At 64.6% G+C, this 12,579-nt stretch carries 12 protein-coding genes; 3 read left to right on the forward strand and 9 right to left on the reverse strand.

Annotation, left to right across the window (positions count from 1 at the left end; all coding sequences use genetic code 11):
- Positions 1-134: 134 nt before the first annotated feature.
- The 7 genes from V2I08_RS09205 to V2I08_RS09235 form a co-directional block, all read right to left on the reverse strand.
- Entirely contained in the window at positions 135-1,586 is a 1,452-nt protein-coding gene (locus tag V2I08_RS09205) for a dihydrolipoamide acetyltransferase family protein (RefSeq protein ID WP_349634816.1), read from the reverse strand.
- A 7-nt stretch (positions 1,587-1,593) separates the two neighbouring features.
- Positions 1,594-2,610, reverse strand: a complete 1,017-nt coding sequence (locus V2I08_RS09210) for an alpha-ketoacid dehydrogenase subunit beta (RefSeq protein ID WP_349634817.1) — start codon at positions 2,608-2,610, stop codon at positions 1,594-1,596.
- Between the two features lie 18 nt (positions 2,611-2,628).
- Positions 2,629-3,591, reverse strand: coding sequence for a thiamine pyrophosphate-dependent dehydrogenase E1 component subunit alpha (locus V2I08_RS09215; RefSeq protein ID WP_349634818.1), 963 nt, complete (start codon positions 3,589-3,591; stop codon positions 2,629-2,631).
- Between the two features lie 34 nt (positions 3,592-3,625).
- Positions 3,626-4,834 (reverse strand): acyl-CoA dehydrogenase family protein, encoded by a 1,209-nt coding sequence (locus tag V2I08_RS09220; RefSeq protein ID WP_349634819.1) that lies wholly within the window; start codon positions 4,832-4,834, stop codon positions 3,626-3,628.
- Position 4,835: 1 nt separating this feature from the next.
- Complete coding sequence (locus V2I08_RS09225) at positions 4,836-5,981, reverse strand: thiolase family protein (RefSeq protein WP_349634820.1); 1,146 nt, start codon at positions 5,979-5,981, stop codon at positions 4,836-4,838.
- Positions 5,982-5,984: 3 nt separating this feature from the next.
- A complete protein-coding gene (locus tag V2I08_RS09230; RefSeq protein WP_349634821.1) occupies positions 5,985-6,389 on the reverse strand; it encodes an OB-fold domain-containing protein in 405 nt (134 codons plus the stop codon).
- A 161-nt stretch (positions 6,390-6,550) separates the two neighbouring features.
- On the reverse strand, positions 6,551-7,444 hold the full coding sequence (locus V2I08_RS09235) for a helix-turn-helix transcriptional regulator (protein WP_349634822.1): 894 nt from the start codon (positions 7,442-7,444) through the stop codon (positions 6,551-6,553).
- Positions 7,445-7,655: 211 nt separating this feature from the next.
- Here V2I08_RS09235 and V2I08_RS09240 point away from each other — a divergent pair, with 211 nt between their 5' ends.
- Both V2I08_RS09240 and V2I08_RS09245 read left to right on the forward strand, forming a co-directional pair.
- Entirely contained in the window at positions 7,656-8,768 is a 1,113-nt protein-coding gene (locus V2I08_RS09240) for an acyl-CoA dehydrogenase (RefSeq protein WP_349634823.1), read from the forward strand.
- A complete protein-coding gene (locus tag V2I08_RS09245) occupies positions 8,765-9,130 on the forward strand; it encodes a Rieske (2Fe-2S) protein (protein WP_310224959.1) in 366 nt (121 codons plus the stop codon). The genes V2I08_RS09240 and V2I08_RS09245 overlap by 4 nt, the downstream gene beginning before the upstream one ends.
- A gap of 143 nt (positions 9,131-9,273) precedes the next feature.
- Here the strand turns inward: V2I08_RS09245 and V2I08_RS09250 are convergent, their stop codons facing one another.
- Positions 9,274-10,023, reverse strand: a complete 750-nt coding sequence (locus V2I08_RS09250; protein ID WP_349634824.1) for a ThuA domain-containing protein — start codon at positions 10,021-10,023, stop codon at positions 9,274-9,276.
- A gap of 16 nt (positions 10,024-10,039) precedes the next feature.
- The gene (locus V2I08_RS09255) at positions 10,040-10,801 is read right to left on the reverse strand and encodes an SDR family oxidoreductase (protein WP_349634825.1); all 762 of its coding nucleotides are present in this window, start codon (positions 10,799-10,801) and stop codon (positions 10,040-10,042) included.
- Between the two features lie 174 nt (positions 10,802-10,975).
- On the opposite strand from V2I08_RS09255, the gene V2I08_RS09260 reads away from it, so the two are divergent.
- On the forward strand, positions 10,976-12,508 hold the full coding sequence (locus tag V2I08_RS09260) for a long-chain-fatty-acid--CoA ligase (protein WP_349634826.1): 1,533 nt from the start codon (positions 10,976-10,978) through the stop codon (positions 12,506-12,508).
- Positions 12,509-12,579: the final 71 nt, after the last annotated feature.

The following is a 12,579-nucleotide window of genomic DNA, read 5'->3' on the forward strand; positions in this document are numbered from 1 at the left end:
AATCCATGGGCACCAGAATGGATTGCTTCGCTGCGCTCGCAATGACGAGGAAAAGGAATTACAGGCCAATATGTTATGAGCCTGTCGAAAGGAGAAAATTCGACAGGCTCAGCCCGAACGGTGTTTTTTGGCAGCTATCCCACCAGCAGCGTCGGTTCCTCGATCAAGCCCTTGAGCGTCCGCATGAAGTCCGCGCCCACCGCACCGTCGATCGCGCGGTGGTCGCAGGAGAGGGAGAGCTGGACGATGGTGGCGAAGGCGAGCGCATTGCCGATTTCGATCGGCTGACGGCTGCCCGCGCCTACCGCCAGGATCGCCCCCTGCGGCGGGTTGATGATGGCGTCGAACTGGTCGATGCCGAACATGCCGAGGTTGCTGATCGAGAAGCTGCCGCCCTGAAACTCATGCGGTTGCAGCTTGCCGGTGCGGGCCTTGTCGGCCAGCGCCTTCACCGTGCGCGAAATGGCGGCGACGGAGAGGGTGTCGGCGCCTTTCACGATCGGGGTGATGAGGCCCTTGTCGGTCGCGACGGCGACGGCGATGTCGGCGCTGGCGAAGCGGTGGATTTCATCGCCATGGACCTGCACATTGACATCGGGATGACGCGCGAGCGCAAGCGCGCAGGCGCGCACGAGATAATCGTTGATGCTGGGCGCTTCGCCGGTCGCTGCCTTGGCCTGCGCGCGCAGGCCCAGGATCGCGTCGATCCTGACGGCCGAGCGCAGGTAGAAATGCGGGATGGTCGATTTGCTGTGGCTCAGCGCCTTGGCAATCGCCTTGCGCATCGGCGACATTTTGACGATTTCCGTGCTGCCAGCCGCCGGGCGGGCGAAGTCGATCGCTGCCGGGGCCGGGGCAGGGGGCGCAGCGGCGGGGGCTTGCACGGGCTTGACCTTGGCCAGCACGTCCGCCTTGCCGATGCGGCCCTTGGGGCCGGTGCCGGTCATGCCCGTTAGGTCCACGCCATGCTGCACCGCCAGGCGCTTGGCGAGCGGACTGGCGAAAACCTCGCCCAAGGCGTTGCCGACCGGGGTCAGGTCCACCACCGCGCCGCCACCGACCGCGACCGGGGGCAGGCTCGCCTGCTGCACATCCTGGAAGGTGATGCGGCCCTTGGGACCGGAGCCGGTGATGGTCGAGATATCCACGCCATTCTCTTGCGCGAAGGCGCGGGCGGCGGGGCTGATATTGGCGTCGTCGGCAATGGCAACCTTTGGTGCTGGTGCTGCTTCAGGTGCGGGCGGCGGTGGCGGGGCTGCGCCAGCCTTGGACGCGACCTTGGTGTCGGCAGGCTTGAACCCGGCGACAAAGGCATCGACCTCGTCGGCGCTGACCTGATCGTCCGGCCCGGCCAGCACGGCGATCAGTTCGCCCACAGCGTAAGTGCTGCCCTGCTGGGCGATGAGGCGCGGGAACATGCCGTCGGCCTCGGCCTCGATCTCATTGGTGATCTTGTCGGTTTCGATGAGGGCGAGCAGGTCGCCCTTCTTGAACGGCACGCCTTCGGCGACCATCCATTCGGCAACGACGCCTTCGGTCATTTCTATGCCCCATTTGGGCATCGCATATGCGCGCAGAGTGGCCATGATATGCTTATCCCCGCCGATAGGATAGGAGCTTCACCGCCGTCGCCACGATCTTGTCGGGCGAGGGCAGATAGGCGGATTCAAGTTCCCGTGCGAAGGGAACCGGGCTGTGCGGCGGCGTCACCATCTCGATCGGGGCTTTCAGCGAAGCGAATGCCTTTTGCGCCACCAGCGCCGACAGGTCGGTCGCAAAGGAGCAGCGCGGCGGCGCTTCGTCGACGATCAGCAGGCGACCAGTGCGCTCGACACTGTCAAGGATCGCCTCGACATCCAGCGGGCTGGTGGTGCGCAGGTCGAGCAGGTCGCAACCAATGCCATCCTGGGCCAACTGCGCCGCCGCCTTTTCGGCAAAGCCGACCATCATGCCGGTGGCGAGGATGGTGATGTCGTCGCCCTGCGTCACATGCCGGGCATGGCCGAAGGGGATGGTGTAGTCGCCATCGGGCACTTCCCCCTTCACGCCGTAGAGCGCCTTATGTTCAAGGAAGATCACCGGATCATCGTCGCGGATCGCCTGGGTCAGCAGCCCCTTGGTATCGGCGGGGGTGGAGGGCATGACGACCTTCAGCCCCGGCATCGCCGTGACGAACTGGTGGATCACCTGGCTATGCTGGGGTGCGGCGTTGAAGCCCGCGCCATAGGGCATACGGATGACCAACGGGCATTTGGACTTGCCGCCGAACATGTAGCGGAACTTGGCCGCCTGGTTCCATATCTGGTCCATGCACACGCCGATAAAGTCGGCGAACATGATTTCGGCGATGGCGCGCTTGCCGGTCAGCGCCGCGCCCGAAGCCGCGCCGATGATGGCGCTTTCCGAAATGGGGGTGTCGATGACGCGGTCAGCGCCATATTTGGCCCATAGCCCGCCCGACGTGCCCCATATGCCGCCGATCGCTTCGGGGCCGCCGGGTGCGCCATTGCCGCCGACGATATCCTCGCCCAGCATGATGACGCTGTCGTCCCGTTCCATTTCCGCATCAATCGTGTCACGAATGACGTCGCGGATCATCTTGATAGCCATGTGTCGATCCCTCTGGCGTCAGTAGCTGATATAGACGTCTTCCAGGACGTCGGCAGCGGTGGGGCGGGCGGCGGTCTGCGCTTCGGCAACCGCGCGGTCGATGAGGTCGGTGACTTCGGCATCGACCGCGTCGAGTTCGGCCCCGTCGAGCAGCTTGGCTTCGGTGACCCGCGTGCGGAAGGTCTTGAGGCAGTCGCGCTCCTCGCGAATGCGGTCCAGCTCTCCGGGGCCGCGATAGCGTTGCGGATCGCCCTCGAAATGGCCGTAGAAACGCTCGCAATCCAGCTCGATCGAGGCGGGGCCATTGCCTGCCTTGCAATAGTCGATCAGCTCGCGCATCGCGTCATAGACGCTGAAAAAGTCGATGCCGTTCGCCTTGATCGCCTTCATGCCGAAGGCGGCGGAGCGGACGGTCATGCTTTCCGCGCCAACGGCATAGGCTTCGCCGGTATGTTCGGAATAATGGTTGTTTTCGAACACGAAGATGACGGGGAGCTTCAGCACCACCGCCATGTTCATCGCTTCGAAGGTCGTGCCCTGATTGCACGCGCCGTCGCCGGAGAAGGCGATGGACACGGTGCCGTTGCTCTTGGCAGTGATGCCAGCGCCGACCGCGATCGGCGCGCCCGCACCGACGATGCCGTTCGCGCCGAGCATGCCGACGCCGATGTCGGCAATATGCATGGAGCCGCCCTTGCCCTTGCACAGGCCATCGCGTGAGCCATAGATTTCCTTCATCATCGCCATGACGTCGCAGCCCTTGGCGATGCAATGGCCATGGCCCCGGTGGGTCGAGATGATATAGTCGGTCGGTCCCAGATGTTCACACACGCCCACGGCGCAGGCTTCCTGGCCCGCATAGAGATGGGTGAAGCCGGCGATTTCGCCGAGCGCGATCTCGTCGTGCAGGCGTTCCTCGAACAGGCGGATCGTCTTCATCTGACGATAGGCCCGGATCAATGCCTCGCGGCTTAATTGCATCTATTCTCTCCTGGTCGATCGACTCTGGTGGCGGTCACAGCCCCAGCACCGTTTTAGCTATGATATTGCGTTGAACCTCATTGGTCCCGCCAAAGATGGTCCAGGCGCGCGAATTAAGATAGCGCGGCGCGGCAAGTTGCGCGGGCTTGCCATGGAGCGCGGGCGGTGCCTGATTGCCGTAGAGCGGCCGCTGTTCCTCCAGCGCAATGCCTGCATAGCCGTAGAGCTGGACCGCGAGGCCATCGACCTGCTGGCGCAGGGTGGAGGCGACCAGCTTGGACAGCGAGGTTTGCGGGCCGGGCGGCAAGCCCTTGGCCATTTCAGCAAGGACGCGCATTTCGGTCATTTCGAGCGCCTGCGCTTCCAGTTCGGCGCGCGCGAGGCGCGCCATATAGAGGGGATCGTCGGCCATGCAGCCGCCCTTGCCATCGGGTTCCGTCAGGGCGGCGGTGCGCAGCTTGGCGATATCCGACAGCAATTTGGGGGCGTGGCAAGCCCCGCCGCGCTCATTTTCGAGCAGGAATTTGGCGATGGTCCAGCCTTGGCCTTCCTCGCCCACCAGATGGTCGAGCGGGGTGGTGGCATCGTCGAGATAGACTTCGTTCACCTCATGATCGCCCGCCAGCCCCATGATCGGCCGCACTTCGATGCCCGGCTGGGCCATGTCGATCAGCAGGAAGCTGATCGCGCGTTGCGGCTTGGCGGTGGGATCGGTCTTGGCGAGGCAGAAGATGTGCGAGGCGTGATGGGCGTGGGTGGTCCACAGCTTGCGGCCATTGACGACATAGTGGTCATCCTTACGCTCCGCGCGCGTCTTGAGGCTGGCGAGGTCGGAGCCGGAGCCGGGCTCGGAAAAGCCCTGGCACCAGAAATCCGTGCCATCCAGGATGCGGGGCAGGAAATAGGCCTTCTGTTCCTCGGTGCCGAAATGGCAGATGACCGGGCCGAGCAGCTTGAGGCTCAGCACCGGCAGGCTGGGCGCGTCGGCGAGCGCGCATTCCTTTTCGAAGATATAGCGCTGGATCGGCGTCCAGCCGGTGCCGCCGCAATCGGTCGGCCAATTATAGGCAAGCCAACCCTTGGCGCGCAGGATCGCCTGCCACTCGCCGCCAATGTCGGGTTCCACGAACACGCCCGGCGTCGCGCGCATGCCTTCGCGCAGATGCTGGGGCAGATTATCGTCGAGGAAGCGGCGGACTTCGGCGCGGAAGGCCTGATCCTGGGGGGAGAAATCTAGGTCCATCTTATCGTTCCAATATGGTCACGCCGGAAATGCCGGGCGCGCCGTAGACATGGGAATAGGCTGTGCGCGGATCGCCGGGCACTTGCCGCCCACCGCCAAGCCCGCGCAATTGCAGCGCATTTTCATAAACCTGGCGCAGGCCCGACGCGCCGATCGGCTCGCCGCAGGCGAGGCACCCGCCATCGGTGTTGACGGGCAGGCGGCCGTCGATGTTGGTCCAGCCATTGGCCAGCCATTCTTCCTGATCGCCATCGGCGCAAAAGCCGTTTTCGGCCATGTGCATGATTTCCGCGCCGGATTCGGTGTCCTGCAATTGGGCGAGGTCGATATCCTCCGGGCCAATGCCTGCCATCTCATAGGCCGCCTTGCTGGCGAGCAGGGTCGGCGCGCCGCCGCGTTCTATGTCCATCGACGGGGCGAAGACCTCGAACGATCCGGGCGGGCGGGTGCGGATGACCGCCGCCTTGATTCGCACCTGATCGCGGCCGAGTTCGCGCGCCTTCCTGGCGCTGGCCAGCACCAGCGCGACGCCGCCTTCGGCGGGCGAGCAGAACATGTATTTGGTCAGCGGGTCGCTGATCATCGGAGCGTTGAGGATGGTGTCGAGATCGACCGGCGACCGCCGCCACGCATGGTCGGCATGGACCGCGTTGCGAAACGCCTTTTCCGCGACCCGGCCAAGCGAGGTCGGGCTGATGCCGTGCAGCGCCATATAGCGTTGCAGCTTCATCGCGAAGAATTGCGTCGTGACCATGAAGCCTGCCTCGCCATACCATTCGGGCAGGCTATATTCGGCGGGCATGGCGTTGAACGCACCGCGCGGATGCTTGTCGAAGCCGATGGCGATGCCGACATCATGCGCGCCCGACGCAATCGCCTGCCAGGAACCGATCAGCGCCGATCCGCCGGTGGCGCAGCCATTTTTGACGTTGATGAAGGGCAGTCCGGTCAGGCCCAGCTCGTTGACGATGGTGTCGGCATTGCCCGCCGAATCCGATCCGCCGAACCCGAACTGCATATGGGGCCACTCAAGGCCTGCGTCGGCCATGGCGGCGCGGGCGGCATTGGCCCCCTGTTGCAGGCCGCTCAAGCCATCGGTGCGACCGAAGGGGTGAATGCCGATCCCGACGATATAGACGTCCTGCATGGCTCAGGCCTCCGTGGCGGGGGTGAAGGCGTAGAGGCGGATCGCATCGCCATTGGCGGCAGTGGCGAAGTCGGTCGTGACCAGCTTCATCGCCATGCCGATCGTCAGGCTATCGAAGTCCGCGCCGACGATCTGTGTTTCCACGATCGTCGCGCCGGGCAATTCGACATAGCCGATGGCGAACGGGATGAAATCTTCCGGCCCGATATAGGGCGGCGATTTGGGGCGGAAGCGCTGGACCGTCCAGGACCAGAGCGTGCCCCGGCGCGGCAGGTCGATCGGCTCCCAGCGCGCGGCATCGTCCGGGCAGGGAAAGACGATCCGCCCCGTATCCCGGTTGCGGCCGCCGATCAGGGTCGGTTCGGGTGTTTCCCGAAACAGTCCCTGCGCTATCGCTGATGCGCCCAACGTCTAAGCCCTCTCATTCTTGTGTGGGGCCACTATGGGAAGCGGAACGGGCGAAGGCTTCTGTAAGAAAGCATAGGTTGGCAGCGTCGTTGGACGCGCGGGCACAAAAAAAGACCAGCCGGTCGCCCGGCTGGCCTCACACTTTCTCAGGGGGAGAAATATTATTTCGCGGCGGCCGACGCCTGTGTTTCGTGCGGCAGGTGCGGGACCATGACGGCGGCGACATTGCCGAGATAGCCAAGCTGCGTCGCCTTGAACACGGTCTGGCTGCGATTGACCGCCTCCAGCTTGATCGCGGCATTATGGATATGGAAGCGCACGGTGGCGCAACTGCGGCTCAGGATCATCGCGATTTCCGCGTCGGTCTTGCCCACCGCCGCCCAGCGCAGACATTCCACTTCGCGCTTGGAGAGGCGGCAATTTTTTGGAATCCAGGGACGCTGGCTGCTGACGCGGGTATAGCCGTTGACGAAGCGACGGGCATGATATTCGAGCTGGTCGCTATAGAGATCGAACTCGCGCGAGAGATCGTCGCGCTTGTCGTTGATGGGCGAAAAGCTGATCGCGGCGATCTGGCCGAAGGACATATGCACCGGCACGACGATCACCGCCTTGGCATTCACTTCGCCTTCGAAGAGGCTGAGGTCAATCTGGTCGAGCAGCGGATTGGGCGCGCGGGTGTGGATGCCATGGGCATTGGCCCAGAAGGGTTCATTTTCGTAGCGGCAGGCGAAGGGCAGGGGCGAGCTGAGCGCGAGCAGCGGTTTTTGCCACCATTGTTCCTTGGTCGAGGGCCAGCCGAACACGGCGCTGGCCAGCACTTCGCCTTCCGCATCGGTCATCGGTGATCGCGACGCGATGTTGGCGCAGGCCGCAACGCGGAAGTTGCCCAGGTCGCGGGCAATATCGCGCAACGCCTCCGCCGCCGGCCTGATATCGGCGGGCGCGAAAATAGCGGTTGGAACCTGCCTGCCCGAACGGAAATCGGTCGCCACTTTTGTAGCTTGTCCGGTGTCCTTACGGGCGGCGACGAGCGTGTCACCTGATCTCTCCATGGGCCTGATGCTATTATGGGCAGGGGGTGCGGGCAAGCGACAAAAACCTATGACTAGCGCTAGGTTTTGAGCGGCAGAGCGCCGCGCGCTGAAACTAGCGGAATATCCAGTCCACGCCCTGCCCGCCGCCCGTGCATAAATGAGTCATGGAACAGCAACAGCCGGGCAGCGTCGTGCGCGACCCAGTCATGACAAATCGGGGGATGGTGGCTTGAATTTCGACCTGAGCGATGAGCAGGCCATGCTTCGCGACCTGGTGCAGCGGTTCGGCGCGGACCGCTATGATGCCGCAAAGCGGCTGGCCTATCTGCGCGAGCCGCGCGGCTTTGCCGACGCCAATTGGGCGATGCTCGCGGAAACCGGCCTCCTTGCGTTTGCCCTGCCCGAAGAGGCGGGCGGCTTTGGCGGGTCGCCGGTGGATATCATCACGGTGATGGAGGCGCTGGGGCGCTTCGTCGCGGTCGAGCCAGTGCTGCCCGCGCTCATCATGGGCGCGGGGCTGGTGGCGAAGGCGGGGACACAGGCGCAAAAGGATGCACTGCTGCCTGCCATCGTCGGTGGCGAGGCGATCGTCGCGCTGGCGCTGTTCGAAAAGCAGGCGCGCTTTGGCCTCGATCAGGTGCGGACGCGGGTCACGGGTGGCCGCATCAGCGGTGCCAAGCAGATGGTGCTGGGCGGCGGCCATGCCAACGCATTCATCGTGGCCGCGCGGGCAGACGAAGGCGCGCCGCTGACGCTGCATCTGGTCGAGGCCGGAGCGCCGGGGGTGAGCATCGAGCCCTATCGGCTGGTCGATGGCTCGCATGCCGCCGACGTCCGCTTTGCCGACACGCCCGCAGAGCCGATGGCGGGTGGCGAGGCGGAACTGGCAGGCGTGATGGATCAGGCGCGGCTGGCGGTCAGCGCGGAATTGCTGGGCCTGATGGAAATGATGTTCGCCGCGACGCTCGACTATCTCAAGACGCGGCAGCAATTCGGCCAGCCGCTCGGCAGTTTCCAGGCGTTGCAGCACCGCATGGCCGATTGCTATGCGCGGCTCGAACTCAGCCGGTCGCAACTCTATCGCGCGGCGGGGGCCGGCGCGGACGGACGCGCGGCGGCGATTGTCGGGGCCAAGGCTTATATCGCCCAGAGCGCGGTGCATATCGGCGAGGAATCGGTGCAACTGCATGGCGGCATCGGCACGACCGAGGAATTGCTCGTCGGGCAGGCGTTCAAGCGGGTCATGGCGCTGGTTACGCTATTGGGCGATGGCGATCATGATCTGGATGCCTATATAGCGATAACAACAAAGGCAGCACGAGAGGATCAGGCGCGGGCATGACGGAAAGCTATCATCGGGTGGTCGAAGCCGACGCGGTCGAAGAGCGTGCCATGATGCCGTTCATCGTCAATGGCTGGCCCGTCTTGATCTGCAAGGAGGAGGGGCAATTTCACGCCCTCATCAACCGATGCACCCATGCCGCCGCGCAACTGGCACCGGGCGGCCGGGTGCGGCGGGGGGCGGTGATGTGTCCGCTGCATGGCGCGCGGTTCAAGCTGGACAATGGCGAATGCCTGGGCGGGGCAGGCTATAAGCCGCTCAAACTCTACCCCTGGCGCGAGAGCGCGGACGGGTGGATCGAGGTGGCGGTGCCGGACGAGGCACCGGGGGCCGAGCATCTGCCCGTCGCGCCGCTGGGGTGAAGTAGGGGTAAATCCTCCCCCATAGGGGGAGGGGGACCGCCGCGTAGCGGTGGTGGAGGGGTGTCACCCTCACGATAGGGGAACACCCCTCCGTCTGGCCTACGGCCAGCCACCTCCCCCGCCGGGGGAGGATTTTCGTTTCTCTACTCCCCCTTGCACCACGCAATACCCCGCCGCAGCAGGTCGTAGAATACCGGCAGATCCCAGGCGCAGCGGTCGATGGTGGGCCACCAGTCGAGGAAGGGCTGCATGTCATAATGGCTGCGGCAATGGCCGAGCGTGTTGTAGAGGACAGCGCCGTCTCCCTGCGCCTTGATATATAGCACCGGATGCCGGTCCTGCGCCCACTGATGCTCGTCAAAGCCGGTGGCTTCGCCCGCAAATTCGGTGTCGAGCAGGACATGGAGGTCGCCATGCCGTTCCATCAGGTATAGCTCGTCGGTCGTCTCGAACGGTTCGATGCCGCGGGTCAGCGGGTGATCGGCGTCAGCGACATCGACCCGATAGGGGGCGATCGGCGGGTGGGCGATGAACTGGCTGCCCAGTGTTTCCATCATCAGCGGTGCCCAGCGCGGGCTACCGTAAAGGCCGTTGTCGAACAGGCGCAGCACCGAATTGGTGCCATGCAGCGCATACCAGCGACCGCCATCGCGCACCCATTGGCGCAACGCTTCCTGCGCGGGCAGGGGCGGCACCACGTCGCAGGTATAGGTGATGAGCATGTCGGCGGCGAGGATGGCGTCGAGATTGCCATAATCCTCGAACACGCGCGTTCGCACGCGCGGGTCTTCGCCCAGCAGCTTCAACAACTCCAGCCGGGCGAAGTCCATGTCGTGATACAGGCCGCCGACGATCAGCACGCAATTGATCCGGGGGGGCTGTTGTTCGCTCATCACCCTGTCCCCTTCTTCAGAATTGCACGCCCTTGGTGAAGCCACCGTCGATCAGGACATTGGCCCCGGTCATGTAGCGGCAGGCGGGCGACGCGATGAAGGCGATCGCCTTGGCCAGTTCCTCGCCCGTGCCCATGCGGCCGAAGGGGATTTGCTTGAGGATGCCATCATGGAAATCCGCCATATTTTCCTTGATATAGGCCCAGGGGCCATCCTCGGTGAAAATCGGGCCAGGCGAGACGCAGTTGACGCGCAGCCCCTGCGGCGCATATTTCTGCGCCAGCGCGGCGCTATAGTTGATGACCGCGGCCTTGAGCGCATTATAGGGCTGTGGACCCATAAATTCTTCCAGCGCGCCGGTGGACGAGATGGTGACGATCGACCCGGCATCGGACTGTTCGAGCGCGGGCAGGGCGGCCTGGATGCCACGCACCAGCGGCAAAACGTCACCGTTCAGCACCGTGGTCCAGGCTTCGGGCGTGTCCACCCCCGGATTGGCCGAGACGAAGGAAATGAAGATATCGCAGCCGCCCAGTTCCTGCGCGGCGCTGCCGACCCAATTGGGGAACGCCTCCGCATCGGTCACGTCCACCGAAGCGCCGATGCCGCGCACGCCGAGCGCCTGGACTTCGGCCACGACGGCATCGACCTTGTCCTGCGTCCGCCCGCATAGCGCGATATCGCAGCCTTCGGCGGCCAGAACCTTAGCGACGGCCCGACCGATGCTGGCGTTGGCGCCTGCGAGAATGGCTTTGCGCCCCTTCAGACCAATGTCCATGACGGCATCCTTTCCTGTTCACACTGCATTTGCCCGCCTGTTTATCGGCAATGGGGCGGCGCTGCACTGGCAAAAGCGTCAGGGGCGTTCGCGCCCAAGATATGACCCTTAGCGATTGTGAGAGGGGGACGGCGCGGCTTTTGCCGCTATGCTGCGGCCCGCAATGGAGGGTATATGGGGACGGATGCGATCAGAGTAGCGGACCATGTCAGGGCGCATGCCGCCGCGACGCCCGACGCCATCGCCCTGATCTTCGAAGGGCGCGAGACGAGCTATGCCGCGCTTGACGCACAGGCGAGCCGGGTGGCCAATGGCCTGATCGCGGCGGGCTATGGCGTGGGCGATCGGATCGCCTATCTCGGCAAGAATCGCGACGACTATTTCGGGCTGTGGCTGGGCGCGGTGAAGGCGGGGCTGGTGATGGTGCCGGTCAACTGGCGGCTCGCCCCGCCGGAGGTCGCCTATATACTAACCGATGCAAGGCCCCGGCTGATCGTGGTGGAACCGGAGTTTCTCGATCGGGTGGCAGACAGCGCGGCGACGATCCTGCTCGCCGACCAGGGCGCGGGGCATCCGCTCTTTGCCGACTGGCGCGATGCACAGGACGCCGCCGATCCGCGCCGCGATGTCGGCTATGACGAGGCGGTGCTGATGCTCTACACATCGGGCACCACCGGCAATCCCAAGGGCGCGATGCTGTCCAACCGCAGCCTGCTTGGCTTGCGCGCGTCGGTGCCGTCGGCGGAATTGCCCGACTGGTATCGCTGGACGGCGCAGGACGTGTCGCTGATCGCGATGCCGATCTTCCACATCAGCGGGTCGGGCTGGGGGCTGTGGACCTTGCAGCATGGCGCGACCGGCGTAGTGGTGCGCGAATTCGATCCGACGCGGGTGCTGGACCTGCTCGTCACCTTCCGCATTACCAAGATCATGCTGGTGCCGACCGCGCTGCGCATCCTGTGCGATCATCCCCAGGCGGCCGACACGGATTTCAGCTTCCTCAAGACCATCTGCTATGGTGGCTCCGCGATCCCGCTCGACCTGTTGCGGCAGGCGATTGCGGTGATCGGCTGCGGCTTTGCGCAAATGTACGGGATGACCGAGACGGCGGGGACGATCATCGGCCTGCCGCCGCAGGACCATGACCCGCAGGGCAGCGAGCGGATGCGCGGCATCGGCGTGCCACTGCCCGGCGTGCGGGTGCGGATCGCGAACGAGGCAGGCGAAACGCTGCCGGCGGGGGAGATTGGCGAGATATTGGTGGCGTCGCAGGCGTGCATGATCGGCTATTTCGACCGGCCCGACGATACCGCGCAGGCGCTGGACGCCGAGGGCTGGTTGCGCACGGGCGACGCGGGCCGGATGGACGCCGATGGCTATCTGTATCTGGCCGATCGGATCAAGGACATGATCATCACCGGCGGTGAGAATGTCTATCCGGCCGAGGTCGAAAATGCGCTCTACAGCCATCCCGCCGTCGCCGATGTCGCGGTGATCGGCGTGCCGGACGCGAAATGGGGCGAGGCGGTCAAGGCGATCGTCGTGCCGGTCGAAGGGGAAAGCCCCGATCCCGCCGCGCTCATCGCCTGGGCGCGCGAGCGGATCGCCGCCTATAAAGCGCCCAAGACGGTGGCGTTCCGCAGCGACCTGCCGCGCAACCCGTCGGGCAAGATATTGCGCCGATTGCTGCGCGATGATTACCGTTAGAATATGATGACTTCGGCTTGAAATCCTCCACCTCCGTTCGTTTCGAGCGAAGTCGAGAAACGCCGCGCGAC

Source organism: Sphingobium sp. MK2, assembly GCF_040170545.1.
Classification (GTDB): domain Bacteria; phylum Pseudomonadota; class Alphaproteobacteria; order Sphingomonadales; family Sphingomonadaceae; genus Sphingobium.